Here is a 17,347-nt window from a genome sequence, read left to right on the forward strand (position 1 = left end):
CGATCGTTGAGCGGGTGGTGCGGTGGCTGGTGTAACCGATCCGGCCTAGCGGAGCCCTCCGACGGACAGTCCGCCGCGCCAGTGTCGTTGCAGGCTGAAGAACGCGATGATCAGCGGAATCACCGACACGAGCGAGCCCAGGATGATGAGGCTCCACAGCGAGGTGCCACCCGCGTTGTTCGCCGACGCGATCCCCTGCCACAGGCCGAGACCGACGGTGACCGGGAAGAGCCGGTTGTCGGAGAGCATCGCCAGGGGCAGGAAGTAGTTGTTCCAGGACGCCACCGCCGACAGGAGCAGCACGGTGACCACCGCGGGCCGCATCATCGGAAGGGCGATCTGGAGGAACGTCCGCACCTCCCCCGCACCGTCCACCCGGGCCGCGTCCAGAAGCTCGTCGGGGACCGCGTCGCGCGCGTAGACGTGCATCAGGTAGACCCCGAACGGGTTGAGCAGCGACGGGAGGATCACCGCCCAGACCGTGTTCGTCAGGCCGAGCTGGGAGAACATGATGAAGGTCGGGATGACCAGCGCGGTGGCGGGGACCATCAACGCGCCGAGCACGACGGCGAAGCTGAACCGCCGGGCCGCGAACCGGTACTTGGCGAACCCGTACCCGGCCATCACCGCCAGGATCGTGGCGCCGACACCACCGGCGACCGCGTACAGCGTGGAGTTGAGGATCCACCTGAGGTAGATGCCCCCGTCGTGGGTGAACAGCTGCTTCAGGTTGCCGAGGTAGTCGACCTGGTCGGCGAACCACAGGGTGTTGTCGCCGCCGAACAGGCCGGCCGCGTCCTTGGAGCTGTTGACGATGATCCACCAGAACGGCACGAGGAAATAGATCACCAGGAAGCCGAGGAGGATCTGCATGGGGAGATAGCGCTGCGGCCGACGGGAGCCGGAGCGGGCGCTCGTGGGGGCGGTCATCAGAGGAAACTCCTCCGCTTGCGGGTGAAGAACAGGAAGACGTAGACGCAGATGAAGACGACGCCGCCGAGGGCGAACGAGATCGCCGACCCGTAGTTGAAGTTGGCCAGCGAGAACGCCTGCTCGTACGCGTACATGTTGGGGGTGAAGTCCGTCCTGATCGTGCCCGCCGCGAGGTATCGCAGGATCTGCGGTTCGTTGAAGAACTGCAGGGTGCCGATGAGCGAGAAGACCAGGATCAGGATCAGCGCGGGCGCGATCAACGGGATCTTGATCCGCGTCGCGATCTGCCACCGCCCGGCGCCGTCCATCCGGGCGGCCTCGTAGAGGGTGGGGTCGACGCCCTGCAACGCCGCGTACAGGATGATCATGTAATAGCCGGCCCACTGCCAGGTGACGACGTTGAGCAGGCCATAGAAGATCAGGTCACTGCTCAGGAAGTCCGGGGCGGTGGCGCCGAACAACCCGAAGATGTCGGTGAGCGGGCCGAAGCCCTTGCTGTAGAGGAACCCCCACATCACGGCTCCGATGACTGTCGGAATCGCGTACGGCAGGAAGATCATCAGGCGGGAGAAGCGAGCGAACAGCGTGGTCACCGCGTCCAGGATGAGCGCCATCGCGAGCGCGAGGACGATCTGGACCGGAATGGAGACGAGCGAGAAGCGGATGACGAACCACGCCCCGGACAGGAAACTCGGGTCGGTGAACGCCTTCACGTAGTTGTCGAAGAGGACGAAGCTGGTCCCGCCGATCAGCTTCTTTTGGAAGAGACTGAGATACAACGCGTACGCGAGCGGCGCGATGAGGAACGCCAGGAAGACGATCCCGAACGGTCCGACGAAGAGCCAGCCCATCAGGTGCTCGCGGAGGTGTACCTTGCCACGGATTGTGCGTGCCTCGTTGCGAGCACCCGGTGCGCGCTTCTCGGTCAGGAGTGTCATTGTGGTCTCCGGGACGTGGACGCCGAGGGGTCGAGGGTGGGCCGCCCGCCCGCTGACGGCGCGGCCCACCCGTCCGGTCACTGAACGGTGAAGCCTTGTTCCTTGGCGTACTTCGCCACGTCCTCCTGGAGCCGGTCCGCGGCCTGCGATCCGGTGATGGAGCCCTTGATGACCTCGCTGACCTGCTTCGTCATGGCGTCGAGGTAGTACTGGCCGAAGGGGGCGTACTGCACGCCCTTGTAGGCGTCGGCGGCGGGGACGTAGACCTCCTTGTTCGCCTGCTGGCCGTCGAAGAACGCCACCTTCAGGTCGATGAAGGCGGGGTCCTTGAGTGCCGTCAGGTTCAGCGGGAAGATGATCTGGTTGGTCCAGCCGTCGGTGAGCGACTCCTTGTCGGCGTAGAGCCCGTAGGCGACCTTCGCCGCCAACTCCGGCTTCTTGGCCTGCTTGGTCACCGAGAACGCCGACCCGCCCCAGTTCACCTGCACCGGGTTGGCCGGGTCCCACTGCGGCAGCGGCGCCACCGCGAACTTGCCGGTGTCCTGGCCCTTGCCGACGCCCGCACCGGTGAGGTAGCCGGGCGCCCACGCCGCCGAGATGTAGGTCGCGTAGTTGCCGTTGATCACGCCGGAGATGTATTCCGGGGTGAACTGGTCCTGCGTCCCGACCAGGCCCTTCTTGACCAGGCCACCCCAGTAGTCCAGCACGTCCTTGGACGCCTGGTCGTTGAGCTTCACGCCGATCGACTTCGGCTGCGCCGGATCGAAGGTGAAGGGTGAGGCGCCCTTCTGGATCTGGAGCGCCATCAGGACCGCCGGCACGTTCGCGCCGAGGTCCCCGAACAGCGGACCACCGGCGTCCTTCACCTTCTGCGCGGTCTGCTCGTACTCGGCCCAGGTCTTCGGCGGGGTGATCTTGTACTTGTCGAAGATGTCCTTGCGGTAGATCATGCCCATCGGCCCACCGTCGACCGGGACGCCGTAGACCGCGTCACCGACCGACACGTCCTTCCAGGCACCCTCGCTGTAGTTGGCCTTGACCGCGTCGTAGCCGTACTTCTTGATGTCGACGAGCGCGCCCTGGATCTGGAAGGTCGGGATGCGGTCCGCCTCGACCATGATCACGTCCGGTGCGCCGGTGCCCGCCGAGATGGCGGTCTGGAACTTGTCGTACTCGTCACCGCCCTGCCCGACGTTGGTCCAGCAGACCTGCACCTCGTTGTTCTGCTTGTTGAAGTTGTCGACGACGAGTTGGGTGTTGGGGTACCAACCCCACATCGTCACGACCGGCAGTTCCTTCTTCGTGATGGTGTTCGTGCAGTTGCTCGCGTCACTTCCGCCCTCGTCGGAGGAGCACGCGACGAGGCCGGTCCCGACCGCGAGCATGGCAACCGTGGCGAGTATCCGTCTTCTCTTCATTGAGGTGGTTCCCTTCGGGGTGGCGGTGCGGTGGCATCCGTGCGCTGGCGGGCGCCACCGGGGCAGGAATCCTGCTCCCGGTGGCGTCGCCGGCGACGGCTCCTAGCGCTTGAACAGACGCGGCGCCAGGTCGATGAGGTTCTTCTGCCACACGTCCCAGCCGTGCGGCCCGGGGGTCACCCCGTCGAACTCGTAGCGGATACCGAGGTTGTCCAACGTGGTCAGCGACGTCATGAAGCTCGGATACACGAAGTCGGTCTGGTCACCCACGTACAGGCGCAGCATCCTGGTGCCGCTGTTGATCGCCTCCACGTCGACCCCGGTGCCGCTGCCGAACCCGGCCGAGAACGCCGCGACGTAGGCGAACTCACCGGGGTACGACCGCAGCACCCCGAACGCCTGCCCGCCGCCCATCGACAGGCCGGCGAGAGCCTGCTGCGACGACTCGCTGGAGACGTGGTAGCGGGCCCGTGCCGTGGGGACGATGTTCTCCAACAACTCGCGGTTGAAGTCGGACGAGTTGCCGTTGCCCATCACGACCACCATGGGCACCAGGTCGCCGTCGAGGAACTGGTTGTCGAGGATCTGCTTGGCGCGGCCCATCTCGACCCAGTCCGTGTAGTTCTGCCCCCCGCCGTGCTGGAGGTAGAGGACGGGGTACGGCTCGGCGCGGCCCGGGTCGTACCCGGGTGGGGTCCACACCAGCGCCGTGCGGTCCTGGCCCGCCACGGTGCTGGCGTAGGTCATGCTCTCGACCTTTCCGCCCTGGCCGGCGGGGACGTCCGACAGCAGGCGGGCCTCCGGACCCGGGATGAGGAAGGTGCTCCACATCGGTTCGGTGGTCACCTTCGTGGGGTTCGAGGTGTCCTTGAACGGGACCCGGTCGACGATCAACCGGTAGTAGTAGAACCAGGGCTGAAGCGGCCCCACCGTCGCCCGCCACCGGTCACCGTCACGGGCCAGTGGCACGCGCAACCAACTGCCGCCCGGAGCGATGTTCGCCCACACCGTGACGTGCTGGGCGTCGGCGAACTCGGTGGTCGTCTCGAAGGTGACGAAGCCGTCCTCGGTGACGAAGGGCGTCGGGGTGGTGCCCGCCGGCGGCGGGTTGAACTCGCCCTTCAGCTGACCGTGACCGGGGCTCGGCCCGCGGTCCGACACGTGCTGGAACAGCCGCGGCACGAAGTCGACCAGGTTCTCCTGCCAGGTGTCCCAGTTCGCGCCACCGTCCGGGTTGACCCCGTCGGACTCGAACCTGACGTCGGCCCGGCCCAACGCCTTCGCCAGCCGGTAGGTGGCGTTGTACGCCGGGTCGGTCACGTTGCCCGTGTAGAGGCGCAGCACCTTGACGGTGCGGTTGACCGCCTTGGCGTCCTTCCGGTCGACGTCCGGCACGGACCGGCCGGAGAACCAGCCGACGTAGCCGAACTGACCCGGCTTGGCCAGCGCTGCCCGCACCGCGAGCGTCGCCCCGTCGGACACTCCGGCGACCGCCTGGTGTGCCGGATCGCGCAGGACCCGGTAGGTGCGGGCGACCGCCCCGCGCAGGTCCTTCAGCTCCTTGTCGCCGGAGTCGTCGGTGATCACGACCACCATCGGTCGCATCGCGCCCGCGGCCGAGAGGTTGTCGAGGATCTGCTTGGTCCGCCCGAGATCGAGCCAGTCGGTGGCCGCCACACCGTCACCCGACCGCAGGTAGAGCGCCGGGTAACCCTTCGGGCCCTTGGCCGCGTAACCGGGTGGTGTCCAGACCACTGCCGACCGCTGCCCGGCCTTGGTCCGGTAGGTCAGCGTCGTGACCTGACCACCGGTGCCGGCCGGCGCGTCGACCAACCAGCGTGCCGAGTCGCCCGCGACGAAGAAGGTGCTCAGCAGCGGGTCGGACGCCACGCGGGTGTCGTTCGTCGGGTCCTTGATGCTCTTGGTGTCGTCGGCGGTGAGCTGGTAGTGGTACAGGCCGGGCTCAAGCGCGCCGAGAACGCCGGACCACACGTCGCCACGGCGGGTCAGGCCGAACTCCGCCGTGGCCGAGGACGGGCCGAAGTTGCCCTCCACCACGACCTGCGACACCGTGCCCAGGTGCTCCTGGACGTAGGCGGCCGGGACGGCGAACGAGGCGTAGCGGTCGGGGGAGACGGTCAGCCACGGGGTCTCCGCCGCGGCGGCCGGTTGCGGTGCGAGCAGGACCGCCGCGACGGCGATGACCCCGGCGGTGAAGGCCGCCGCGAGCCGACGCACGCCCGACCTGCGTAAGCGCCCATGGTACGGTTCGGTTGTCACGCTCCACTCCTCTCTGCGCCGGCAGCGGATGCGACCCGACTGGCCGGCTCGATTCACTGGTGGATCTAGCCGTGGTTCTGCGTCGACACCTCCTTCACCTCATGCCAAGGGCACGCCGGACGTGATCGCTCGGTGTGGCACGGTCTCCGGCAGTGCCGGGCGGTCTCGTCGGCGAATGCGCATCACGGTCATCCCGCGCTCTTCGGTGGCGCGGTCGAGTCGCGGACCACGAGGCTGGTCGGCAGCACTATCCGCCGTGGCCCCTCCCACTCGCCGGTCACCAGTGACTTCAGCATGCGCGCGGCTTCGTAGCCGAGCTGGTACATCGACTGGTCCACGGTGGTGAGACCGGGCGCGGTCGACGCCGACTCCGGGATGTTGTCGAACCCGACGACGGACAGGTCCGTCGGGACGGCGATGCCCAGCTCCCGCGCGACCTCCAGGACCTTGAGGGCCATCCCGTCGCTCGCCGCGAAGATCGCCGTCGGCGGGTCGGCCTGTTGTAGGAGGGCCCGCGCCAGCGGCACCGCCGACTCGGGGTTGAAGTCCCCCCGGCCGATCAACGTCGGGTCGACCGGGACGCCGGCGCCGGCCAGCGCGGCCCGGAAGCCCTCCTCGCGGGACCAGGCCGCCTCCAGGCTGGATCGACCCGCGATGAAGCCGATGCGCCGGTGGCCCAGGGCGAGCAGATGCTCCACGGCGACCGTGGCGCCCGCGAGGTTGTCGGCCATGACCGAGGGCCCGGTGGAGCCCCGCGCCGGGTCGATGGCGACCACCGGCGTGCGACTCTGCACCTCACCCCAGGGCGTCACCACGATGCAGCCGTCGGTCAGCGTGCCGGACAGGCGGGTCAGGTGCCGCCGCTCCCAGCCTTCCGAGTAGGACCCGTAGAGGTCGCTGTTGGCGTAGACGATCAGGTCGAAGCCCGAGCGGCTCAGCGCCTTCATCGCCCCCTTGAGCACCTCCGCCGTGTACGACTGGAAGCTGTGGGTCACCAGGCCGAGGACGTTCTTGCGGCTGCGCCGGAGGCTCGTGGCGACGAGACTCGACTCGTAGCCGAGTTGCTCGATCGTCGACCGGACATGGGCCACCGTGTTGGCGCTGACGCCGTAATGCCCGTTGACCACGCGCGAAACGGTCGCGGTGGAAACGCCGGCGACCCGAGCGACATCACTCATTGTCACTGGCGCATTGACCTCGGTCATGCCGCTCCCTCTGGACTGCAATCGTTATCGGTTACGTTTCCAGGGTGTTGCCAACGTAACCGACAAGTATTACGAACACAAGAGCCGTTCACCCTCGCGCAAACCGTCCTACCAGGACGACGGCGCGGCCGTACACCGTCCTTTGTCGCCGTCGTGGGCACGCTAACAACGAACCGCCTGCGATGACCGACGGACCGCGTCGGGACGAGGGGAATCGCCGGCCCGGCGGCACGTATCGGGACTCATCTGTCGCACTCGCCCGACTCTCCGGGTCGGTCGGGCAGTCCGCGAACCTCGGCCGTCCCCGTGAAGACCTTCGGCGTCGGCGACCGGTCCGCGTCGGCGCTGATGACGAACCTGCCGGCCAGAGTGCGATCCTGCGCCGAGAAGCCCACGTACACCTCGATCTGCCCGGGCTCGACCGTGTAGTCCAGGCGCCGGTCGTAGAAGCCGAGCTGGCCCGTCGGCAGGTCGAACCGCACGGCCACCCGCTGCCCACCGGCGGCCGAGACCCGGACGAAACCCTTCAACTCGAGTACGGGTCTGGTGACCGACGCCTGCGGATCGCGGACGTAGAGCTGCACGACCTCCTCGCCCGCCCGACGGCCGGCGTTGGTCACCACCACGTCGACACCGACCGAGTCGCCGGCGCGCACCTGCGGGTGTCGCACCGTGGCCTCCTCGACGATGAACGAGGAGTATCCGAGGCCGTGCCCGAAGCAGTATCGCGGCGTCACCGGTGAGTCGACGTAGTCGCCGTGCCAGTGCGACCGGCCGCCGGACACCTTGTGGCCGTAGAAGACGGGCAGCTGGCCCACGCTGCGGGGATACGAGATCGGCAGCCGCCCGCTCGGGTTCACCTCGCCGAGGAGCACCTCGGCGATCGCCTGAGCCCCGGTCTCGCCGGGCAACCAGGCCATCAGCACCGCCGCCGCGCGATCGTGCAGGAAGTCGCTGCCGACGGGTCGTCCGGCGACGAGCACCACCACGACCGGGGTGCCGGTGGCCACGACGGCGCGGACCAGGTCTTCCTGGACACCGGGCAGGTCCAGGCTGGAACGGTCCCGGGACTCACCGGTGGTCGCCCGTGGCGTCAGCCCCGAACGGTCCCCCAGGACCAGCACGGCGACATCCGCCGCGGCGGCCACGGCCACCGCCTCGTCGAACCCTGCGGTGGAGGGGTCGAGCACGTCGCACCCCGGCGCGTAACGCACCCGGTCCCCCAGGCGGACCGTGAGTTCGTCGCGCACCGTGGGCACCCCGTCGGTGCTCTCGTCGATCTCCAGATCGTCCGGGATGGTCATCATCTCGCCGAGCAGGCCCCGCCGCTCGCGCGCCTCGGTCAGCGCCTCGATGTGCGCCGCGAACGAGTAGTCGCCCAGCAGGTGTCGGGCGTCGTCGGCGTTCGGCCCGATGAGGGCGACCGATCCGGCCTCCGCGAGCAGCGGCAGGACGCCGTCGTTCTTGAGCAGGACGAGACTGCGGCGGGCGATCTCCAGCGCGACGGTCCGGTGCCGCTGCGCGTTCACCGCGACGGCGACCGCGTCCTCGTCCACGTACGGTGCTTCGAAGAGCCCGAGTTCGAACTTGTGCCGCAGCACGCGTGCGACCGCCTCGTCGAGCCGAGCCTCGCTGACGTCACCGGCGTCCAGCGCCCGCGTGAGGGCTACCGCGTACACGTCCGTGGCCGGGAGCTCGACGTCGACACCGGCACCGAGGGCCAGAGTCGCGGCCTGCTGCTTGTCCTGCGCGAAGTGGTGGTACGAGTGCAGGTCGTTGACGGCGAAGTAGTCGGACACCACGCTGCCGGTGAAGCCCCACTGCCGGCGGAGGACGTCGGCGAGGAGGTCGTCGTCGGCGTGGCACGGGATCCCGTCCAGCTCGTGGTAGCCGGCCATCACCGACCGCAGGCCGCCCTCGCGGACCGCCGCCTCGAACGGGTACAGGTAGACCTCGCGCAGCAGCCGCGGGGGCAGGTGGGCGGGCGCCCAGTTCAGCCCACCCTCGGACGCCCCGTACCCGACGAAGTGCTTGGCCGTCGCGATGACGCCGTCGGTCAGGTCGCCGCCCTGCAGACCCCTGACGAACGCGACGCCCATCCGGGACACCAGATAGGGATCCTCGCCGTAGGTCTCCTCCGTCCGACCCCACCGGGGGTCGCGCACCACGTCCAGGACCGGAGACAGCCCCTGGTGGCCGCCCATGGCGCGCATCTGCGCGCGAACGGCGTCCGCCAACTGCCCGTTCAACTCCGGAGCCCACGTGCTCGCGACCCCGATCGCCTGCGGGAAGATCGTCGCGTCCCGCGCCATCACTCCCGAGCAGACCTCCTCGTGGACGATCGCCGGGATCCCCAGTCGGGTCTCGGTCACCAGGTACCGCTGGATCGCGTTGGCGACCCGCGCCACCTGCGCGGCCTTCAGGCTGGTGGCACCGGCGACGCGGGTCACGTGCCCCAGGCCGTGGCCGAGGATCGGCCGGGCTCGGCGTACGGAGAACCGACCGCCCTCCAGCACCGCGAACGCCCAGGTGCTGCCCAGTTGGGCGATCTTCTCCTCGCGGGTCATCCGCGCCAGCAGGTCGGACACCCGTTCCGAGACGGGCGCCGTCGCGTCGGCGTAGGTCGCCCCGGTCTCCGGCTGCACAGTGGTCATCTGGTCACCCCAATCACCGCCACGGCCTGCCCCGTCCGCCTCGTGGGCCCTGCTGTGCGCTGGCTCGGAACGTGGTGACGGGCGATGGATTCCCAAACGTAAACGTGATCGGTAACGTTTACATCGATCAAGAACGTAATCCGCGATCATCATGTTGTCCAGAGCTCGCAGCGACCCCACCACCCCCGGGTCCGCGTCGCGACGTCCACGTCGACGGCGGGACCCCGCACGAAGGGAGCCAGCCCTGAACGCCCACCTCGACGGAGCGCCGGAGCACTCGACCGGCGTGGACAGTCCACTCCCCTACCGCCTCAGCCTCGACCCACGCCGACGCGTCGCACCGGTGCCCCGCCGGCTCTTCGGCTCGTTCGTGGAGCACCTGGGCCGGTGTGTCTACACCGGCCTCTACGAGCCGGGACATCCGACGGCCGACGCGGACGGCTTCCGGCGCGACGTTCTCGCACTCGTACGGGAGTTGGGCGTCACCACCGTCCGCTATCCGGGCGGCAACTTCGTCTCCTCCTACCGGTGGGAGGACGGCGTCGGCCCGGTCGACGAACGACCCGCCCGGCTGGACCTCGCCTGGCACAGCCTGGAGACCAACGAGTTCGGGCTGGACGAGTTCATGCGCTGGGTCGGCAAGGCGGACGTCGACCCGATCATGGCGGTCAACCTGGGCACCCGCGGCACCGCCGAGGCCGTCGACCTGCTCGAGTACGCCAACCACCGCGCCGGCAGTCACCTCGCCGACCAACGCCGCGACAACGGCGCTCCCGACCCGTACGGGATCAGGCTGTGGTGCCTCGGTAACGAGATGGACGGCCCGTGGCAGGTGGGCCAACGCAGCGCCACCGAGTACGGGCGTCTCGCGTCGCAGACCGCGAAGGCCATGCGTCGCTTCGACCCCGACCTCGAACTCGTCGCCTGCGGCTCGTCACACCTCGGCATGCCGACGTTCGGCGCCTGGGAACGGGACGTGCTCACCGAGGCGTACGACGACGTCGACCTGATCTCGTTGCACGCCTACTACCAGCCGGTCGACGACGATCTGGCCAGCTTCCTCGCCTCCGCCGAGGACATGGACCGCTACATCGACGCGGTCACGGCCATCGCCGACTCCGTCGGGGCGATCCGCAGGTCGACCAAGAAGATCATGATCGCGTTCGACGAGTGGAACGTCTGGTACCAGTCCGCGGCCCCGTCCAACCCGCCGAGCGGCGAGGACTGGCCGGTCGCCCCGCGCCTGCTGGAGGACCACTACAGCGTGGCCGACGCCGTCGTGGTCGGCGGTCTGCTGATCAGCCTGCTGCGGCACAGCGACCGGGTGACGGCGGCCTGCCAGGCCCAACTGGTCAACGTGATCGCACCGATCATGACCGAACCGGGTGGCGCGGCCTGGCGACAGACCATCTTCCACCCCTTCGCCCGGACCGCCCGGCACGCCCAGGGTGCGGTGCTCGACGTGCTCCGCGAGGGCAGCACGACGTCCACCGACCGCTTCGGCGAGATCGACGCGGTCGACGCGGTCTCCACCTGGGACGACGACACCGGCGAGATGACGGTCTTCCTCGTCAACCGCGTCACCACCGCCCCGGCCGAGGTGACTGTCGACGTCACCGGAGCCCGGCTGGCCGGCGTCATCGAGTGCGTCACCATCGGCGGCGCCGACCTGCACGCCAAGAACACGGCCGACGGTCCGGACCACGCCGAGCCGCGCCCCAACGGCACGGCACGCGGCGTCGACACCGGCGTCCGGCTGACCCTCCCGCCCGCGTCCTGGACCATGCTGCGGGTCCAGGCCACCGACGTGACCCCCTGACCGGTCGACCGAACCACCCCGGCCGCGTACACCCTGGGCTCACCAGGGGGTACGCGGCCGGGGCTTCCCCACCACAGGGAGTTCGGCGTCGCGCCTGGGTCTACCGGGCGTCGACCGGTACGCTCCCGGGTCTCCATTCGGCCGTGAGGTGAACGGACACCGGAATCGGGAGATGCCGCTCTGCGAGCGCTAACATCTGGCCCTGCCCAGAAACACAAACACGAAGTGCGATGACGGTCAACGATGTATTTACCGGCCGGGCACGGAACAAATTTGGCACCTTTCCGCAGCACCAGGGCGGCCGGCGCGCGAATCCATCCTGGATCAATTCGCGGGAAATGCTCGCCGACCGACCCGGCGCCACCGGGAAAACGATGCCGCAGCGACCTCTGTCGCGATTATCCGGTGGCCGCTTCCAACCTCCCGTCCACTCGACGGGGAATGGCGGCGTACTCGTCTCGAAGCTCCTCGGGGAGGACCCACTCCGGGGCGTCCTGCCACGCCAACGGGCGAAGAAACCGCCGGATCGCCGTGGCGCCCACCGAGGTGTGTACGGCGTTCGTCGACGGCCAGGGCCCGCCGTGGTGCTGGGCCCAGGACACCCGGACACCGGTGGGGTAACCGTCGAAGACGATGCGACCGGCGCGGGCGGCGAACACGTCGACCAGCCGACGCACCACCTCGGCCTCGTCGCTCGGTCCACGGTGGACGGCCCCGGTCAGCGACGGCGGGACGGTCACCAGGGCCGCGTCGAGGTCGCTGACGTCGCGATACCTGACCACGATCAGCAGCGGGCCGAAGCACTCGTCGGCGATCTCGGTCGTCAGGTCCGGCAGACCGACCTCCAGGAGCGTCGGCGCGACGATGAAGCCCTCGCCCGGGTCCACCCGGGGTCGCGCCGAAACCCGGGCCCCGGCCCGTTCGAACGCCGCCGCCTGGGTCTCGTACGCGTCCCGGATGCGCTCGTTCAGCAGGACCGCACCGCCCGCCGAGCCGACCCGCTCCCGCAGCGCGTCGACCAGCCGGTCACCGGCCGGGTCGGACGGGACGAACGCCAGGCCGGGCTTGGTGCACAGCTGACCGCCGGACGCCGTGAAGGAGGTGAACAGGCCCTCGGCGATCCGGTCGCTCCGGTCCACGGCCGCGCCGGGCAGGATGACGATCGGGTTCACGCTGCTCAGCTCGGCGTAGAGGGGAATCGGATCGGGCCGTTCGTCGATGGCGGCCTGGATGGCACGGGCGGCCCCGACGGAACCCGTCAGGGCGGCCGCGCGGATCGCTGGGTGACGCACCAGCGACCGGCCCGGCTGCTCCCCGTACACGATGCCGACCACGCCCTCGGGGCCACCCAGGTCGCGGATGGCCGACTCGATCGCGTCGGCGGAGGCGTGCGACGTCAGCGGGTGCGACGGGTGGGCCTTCAGGACGGCGGGACAACCCGCGGCGAGCGCGGCGGCGGTGTCACCCCCGGCGACCGAGAAGGCGAACGGGAAGTTGCTGGCCCCGAAGACGGCGACCGGTCCGAGGGGTACGAGCATCCGGCGCAGGTCCGGACCGGGCCCGAGGGGGGTGTCGGCGGCGTGGTCGATGGCCGCCTCGACGTACGCCCCGTCGCGCACCACGTCGCCGAACATCCGGAACTGGAGTGCCGCCCGGGTGAGTTCCCCGTCGAGCCGCGCGGTGCTGAGCCCGGTCTCCGCCTCGGCGGCCGCGACCAGTTCCGCGCGCCGGGCCTCCAGGGACGCGGCGATGCGGTCGAGCATCTCCGCCCTACCGAGTCTGCCCAGCCCGGACAGCCACTGCGCCGCTCGGGACGCCTGGTCGGCGATCACCTCCAACCGGGACTCGTCGGTCTCGCTGAGGTCCGTCGAGCGCCGCCGGCCGTCGCGTGGGTCGACAGTGATGACCACGTTCACAGCAGTCCTCTCCTCACCAGATTGCCCATCAGATCGCGGACGCCGAAGTGCCAGGGCTCGCACTCCTCCGCGTGCCACACCCGGTTGACCAGGGTGCCGAGTGCCGGGCAGCTGATCCGCACCACGTCGTCCACCTTGTGGGTGAAGCCCTCACCGGGGCGGTCCCGGTCCTGGATCGGCGCGAACATGGTGCCGAGCATCAGGGCGGCACCGTCCGGATAGTGGTGGTGTGGGCCGATCAACTGCCGGACCAACTCCTCCGGGTCACGCGACATCCGCGTCATCTCCGAGACCGCCTCCAGCAGGAAGCCGTCCACACCGCTGACCTGCAGGCTGACAGCGAGTTCGCGTACCTGGGCCATCCCGAACCGCTCGTCGAAGAGCCGGATCAGCGGCCCGAGGGCGCAGGAGGCGTTGTTGTCCTTCGCCAGTGGAAGCAGCAGCGCCGAACGGCCCTCGACGTCCCGTAGGTTCACGTCGTTGCCGAGGGTGGCGCCGACGATCCGCCCGGTGGACGCGACGATGAGGGTGACCTCGGGTTCCGGGTTGTTCCAGGTCGACGCGGCGAGCACCCCGACCGGAACGGCGGTGCCGACGGCGGAGAGGACCTGGCCCTTGGTGAAGATCTCGGCGTCCGGCCCGATCCCCACCTCCAGGTACTGACTCCACATGCCCTCGGCGACCAACAGACTCTTGAGCCGGTCGGCCTCCGGCGAGCCCGGAGTCAGGCTGTGCAGGTCGACACCGACGTCGGCGAGCATCCGGTGGCGGATGTCCGCCGCGAGCGCGAGGTCTCCCCGGGCCCGTTCCTCGATGACGCGTTCGATCATCGAGATGGGGAAGGTCACCCCGGCGGCCTTGAGCACCTGGAGATCGACCGGCGCGAGCAACCAGGGCCGGGTCCGGTCCCGGGTCGCGGCCTCGGTGTTGGCGAGGATCTCCCCGAAGTCGCCGACCGTCGGCCCGTCGAGCCCGGCGACCACCGCGGCGGGGTCGGGCAGTTCGCAGATGTCCCGGACCGTCGGGAACCGACGGCTGAGGTCGATGACCATGCCGTCGCGGACGGTCACCGGCGTCGGGCCGTCGACCGACGGATCCCAGATGCGGCCGATGAGGACGCTGTCGCCGGCGTCGTCCGGCAGCGCCTCGGCGGCGGTGCCGGACCACCCCACGCCCGGAGCCGCTCCCCGGGGCCGTGGCACCGTCATGAGCCGCTCTCCAGGTTGAAGAAGGACCGCTCGTCCCGAGGACGGATGTCGTAGACGGCGTCCTCGAACATCCGCAGCGGATGCGGTGTGAACGGATGCTGCTCGATCGCGGCGAGGTCCAGCTCGATGCCCAGCCCGACCCCGGTCGGGATCAGCACGTCGCCGTCGGCGGTCAGCACCAGACGCTCGTTGGTGATCTCGGGACGCCAGGGGACGTCCGTCGCCATGATCTCCAGGTACCGGAAGTTGGGCAGGGTCGCCCCGAGTTGCAACGTCGCGGCCGTGCTGAGCGGGCCGCTGGGGTTGTGCGGTGCGAACCCGACGTAGCTGGTCGCGGCGAGCGTCGAGATGAAGGCCAGCTCGGCGATCCCGCCGGCGTGCGTCACGTCCGGCTGGACGAAGTCGACAGCCTGGCGGGCCAGCGCCGGAGCGAAACCCTGCCGGCCGTACCACCGCTCCCCCGCCGCGATCGGCACGGGCGACGACCGGCGGATGTCGACCAGGGCGTCGAGGTTGTCCGGCGGGCAGGGCTCCTCGAACCACACCGGGTCGAACTGGGCGATCTCCTTCGCCACCATGACGGCGTGCCGGACGTCGAAGCGCCCGTGCCCCTCCACGAACAGCTCGACGTCACGGCCCACCGCGGCACGTACCGCGTCGATCTGGGCGAGCACCCGGTCCAGTTGCCGGGTGCTGATGGTGAGGTCGTAGTTCTCGAACGGGTCCCACTTGAGGCCGCGGAAACCGGACTCCACGGTCCGGCGCGCCGCCGCCGCGTAGTCCTCCGGCGTGACGGCCCCGGAGAACCAGCCGTTCGCGTACGCCCGCACCCGGTCCCTGGTCGCGCCGCCGAGGAGTCGGGAGACCGGTACGCCGAGGTCGCGCGCCGAGATGTCCCACAGGGCCATCTCGAACGAACTCAGCGCGGTCATGACGACCGGTCCACCGCGCCAGTACCAGTTCCGGGCCAGCTCGTAGAGGTTCTTCGAGATGCTGGTGGGGTCCAGGCCCACGACCGCTTCGGCCAGCTCGGCGATCGCGCCCTGGACGGCCCGTTCCTTGCCTTCCAGGGTGGCCTCACCGAGCCCGACGATCCCCTCGTCGGTGTGCACCCGCACGATGACGAGGTTGGTGCGGTAGAAGTCGACGACCACCGTGTCGACGGAGACGATCTTCATGTTTCGGCTCAACCCTTCACCGCACCGGCGGTCATGCCGGACACCACGTACTTCTGGACCAGGAGGTAGAACGCGACGGCCGGCAACGTGAACAGGAAGGCGACGGCCATCACCGTCTGGATCGGGGTACCCAGTTCGCCGATGAAGTTCGCGATACCGACGGACGCCGGTTGCAGGTCCGGGTTGAAGATGAACGTCACCGCGAAGACGTACTCGTTCCAGGCGTGGAAGAAGGCGATGACCGCGGTCGCCGCGATCGACGGCGCGATCAACGGCACGTTGATGCGGGTCAGGGTGGTGAAGGGCCGCGCGCCGTCGGCGCGGGCCGCCTCCTCCAACTCCTTCGGGATGCCGTCGATCGCGCCCTTGAGGATCAGCGCGACGATCGGCAGGACGAAGGCGGAGTTCACCAGGACGAGGCCGGTCAGCGAGTCGAGCAGGTCGAAGCGGCGGAACAGCGCGAACAACGGCACGACCATGAGCGCCTCGGGGAGCATCTGGGTGAACAGCAGCACGACGGTCAGCGCGGCCTTGCCCCAGAACGAGAACCGGGACAGCGCGTACCCGAGCGGGATCCCCAGACCGACCGAGAGGACCATCGTGCCCAGGGCGATCACCAGGCTGTTCAGCAGCCACCCGGCCGCCTTGCCCTCGGCCAGCGCGTCGACGAACACCCCGAACTGGCCGAGGTCCGGCGTGAGCCGGGGCCGGTCGGCGAAGAGGTCTCCGTTGCTGGACAGCGCCGTGACGAACATCCAGTACAGCGGGAACACCGCGATGCCCAGCACGACGAGTACGGCCACGATCCGCGCGGTGACCCCGAACCGGAAGCGCCTCATCGGACGTCCCCCTTCTCCACAGCACGCGCGACCAGTCGGCTGCCGATGATGACGATGAGCGAGATGACGACGCCGACCATTCCGATGGCCGCCGCCGACCCGAGTTCCTTGGAGTCGAACGCCTGCGAGTAGAGGTCGATGACGAGCGTCTCGGTCGCGCCGACCGGGCCACCCTTGGTCATCAGCCAGATGAGTTCGAAGCGGCGCAGCGACCAGATCGTCATCAGCAGGGCCAGCAGCCCCACGGTCGGCTTGATGACCTGCCAGGTGACGGCACGGAAGGTCGCCCAACGTCCGGCGCCGTCCACGCTGGCGGCCTCGTTGAGTTCCTGGGGTACGGACTGCAGTGCGGAGAGCAGCACCACCGAGGTGAAGGGGAACAGCTGCCAGATGGTCGTCGCGAGCACCGCCGGGAGCGCGTAGCGGGGGCTGTCCAGAATGGCCCCGCCCGGCACGCCGAGGCCGACCGCGTCGAGGAAGCGGTTCACGATCCCGTACTGCGCGTTGAGCATCCAGGTGGCGATGAGGGCGACGGCGATGCCCGGTGCGGCCCAGGGGACGGTCACCAGGGCCCGAGCCACACCACGGCCCCGGAAGTTCCTGTTGAGCAGGAGCGCCACGCCGAGCCCGGCGCCGATGGCGCCGACCACGCAGGCGATGACGTAGACGAAGGTGATCAGCAGGGTTCGGTGGAAGTCGGGGTCACCGAAGATCCGGTTGAAGTTCTCCAGGCCGACCCATTCGCTGCGGGTCGGGTTGAGCAGCCTCGTCCTGGTGAAGCTGAGGTACACCTCCTGGACGAGTGGTACCGCCTGGAAGACGAATATGAACAGCGCGGCGGGCGCCAGGAACAGGTACGGCGTCCACTTGCTGCCCAGTGGGCTGGGGCCACGCCGCGCCCCGGGTCGGCGGGATGTCTTCGGTGCCCCGGTCTGCTCGAGCACGGTCATCGGATTTCG

Annotated in this window: 12 protein-coding genes; 1 reads left to right on the forward strand and 11 read right to left on the reverse strand. The window is 69.3% G+C overall.

The annotated features are described in order from the left end of the window. Positions 1–45: 45 nt before the first annotated feature. The 6 genes from O7616_RS24335 to O7616_RS24360 form a co-directional block, all read right to left on the reverse strand. Positions 46–930 carry a carbohydrate ABC transporter permease gene (locus O7616_RS24335; RefSeq protein WP_282304124.1) on the reverse strand — a complete coding sequence of 295 codons (885 nt, stop codon included), beginning with the start codon at positions 928–930 and terminating at the stop codon, positions 46–48. After that, complete coding sequence (locus tag O7616_RS24340) at positions 930–1,871, reverse strand: sugar ABC transporter permease (protein ID WP_282304125.1); 942 nt, start codon at positions 1,869–1,871, stop codon at positions 930–932. The genes O7616_RS24335 and O7616_RS24340 overlap by 1 nt, the downstream gene beginning before the upstream one ends. Before the next feature lie 77 nt (positions 1,872–1,948). After that, entirely contained in the window at positions 1,949–3,289 is a 1,341-nt protein-coding gene (locus tag O7616_RS24345; RefSeq protein ID WP_282258631.1) for an extracellular solute-binding protein, read from the reverse strand. A 102-nt stretch (positions 3,290–3,391) separates the two neighbouring features. Further along, positions 3,392–5,527: an alpha/beta hydrolase-fold protein gene (locus tag O7616_RS24350; protein WP_282304126.1), complete on the reverse strand. Its 2,136-nt coding sequence runs from the start codon at positions 5,525–5,527 to the stop codon at positions 3,392–3,394. Between the two features lie 230 nt (positions 5,528–5,757). Beyond that, a complete protein-coding gene (locus tag O7616_RS24355; protein ID WP_282304127.1) occupies positions 5,758–6,774 on the reverse strand; it encodes a LacI family DNA-binding transcriptional regulator in 1,017 nt (338 codons plus the stop codon). Between the two features lie 242 nt (positions 6,775–7,016). Then, positions 7,017–9,428 (reverse strand): glycoside hydrolase family 3 N-terminal domain-containing protein, encoded by a 2,412-nt coding sequence (locus tag O7616_RS24360; RefSeq protein WP_282304128.1) that lies wholly within the window; start codon positions 9,426–9,428, stop codon positions 7,017–7,019. Positions 9,429–9,714: 286 nt separating this feature from the next. Here O7616_RS24360 and O7616_RS24365 point away from each other — a divergent pair, with 286 nt between their 5' ends. Continuing rightward, the gene (locus tag O7616_RS24365) at positions 9,715–11,247 is read left to right on the forward strand and encodes an alpha-N-arabinofuranosidase (protein WP_282304129.1); all 1,533 of its coding nucleotides are present in this window, start codon (positions 9,715–9,717) and stop codon (positions 11,245–11,247) included. A gap of 398 nt (positions 11,248–11,645) precedes the next feature. Here O7616_RS24365 and O7616_RS24370 read toward each other — a convergent pair whose 3' ends face one another. The 5 genes from O7616_RS24370 to O7616_RS24390 are packed head-to-tail and all read right to left on the reverse strand — an operon-like array spanning position 11,646 to position 17,338. Then, positions 11,646–13,163 (reverse strand): aldehyde dehydrogenase family protein, encoded by a 1,518-nt coding sequence (locus O7616_RS24370; protein WP_282304130.1) that lies wholly within the window; start codon positions 13,161–13,163, stop codon positions 11,646–11,648. Next, positions 13,160–14,371 (reverse strand): fumarylacetoacetate hydrolase family protein, encoded by a 1,212-nt coding sequence (locus tag O7616_RS24375; protein ID WP_282304131.1) that lies wholly within the window; start codon positions 14,369–14,371, stop codon positions 13,160–13,162. The genes O7616_RS24370 and O7616_RS24375 overlap by 4 nt, the downstream gene beginning before the upstream one ends. Then, complete coding sequence (locus O7616_RS24380; RefSeq protein ID WP_282258622.1) at positions 14,368–15,549, reverse strand: mandelate racemase/muconate lactonizing enzyme family protein; 1,182 nt, start codon at positions 15,547–15,549, stop codon at positions 14,368–14,370. Before O7616_RS24380 ends, O7616_RS24375 begins: the two co-directional genes overlap by 4 nt. A gap of 8 nt (positions 15,550–15,557) precedes the next feature. Further along, positions 15,558–16,388: a carbohydrate ABC transporter permease gene (locus O7616_RS24385; RefSeq protein ID WP_282258621.1), complete on the reverse strand. Its 831-nt coding sequence runs from the start codon at positions 16,386–16,388 to the stop codon at positions 15,558–15,560. Continuing rightward, entirely contained in the window at positions 16,385–17,338 is a 954-nt protein-coding gene (locus tag O7616_RS24390; protein WP_282258620.1) for a sugar ABC transporter permease, read from the reverse strand. The genes O7616_RS24385 and O7616_RS24390 overlap by 4 nt, the downstream gene beginning before the upstream one ends. Between the last annotated feature and the right edge of the window lie 9 nt (positions 17,339–17,347).

The sequence above is a fragment of the Micromonospora sp. WMMD964 genome (assembly GCF_029581455.1).
Lineage (GTDB): Bacteria > Actinomycetota > Actinomycetes > Mycobacteriales > Micromonosporaceae > Micromonospora.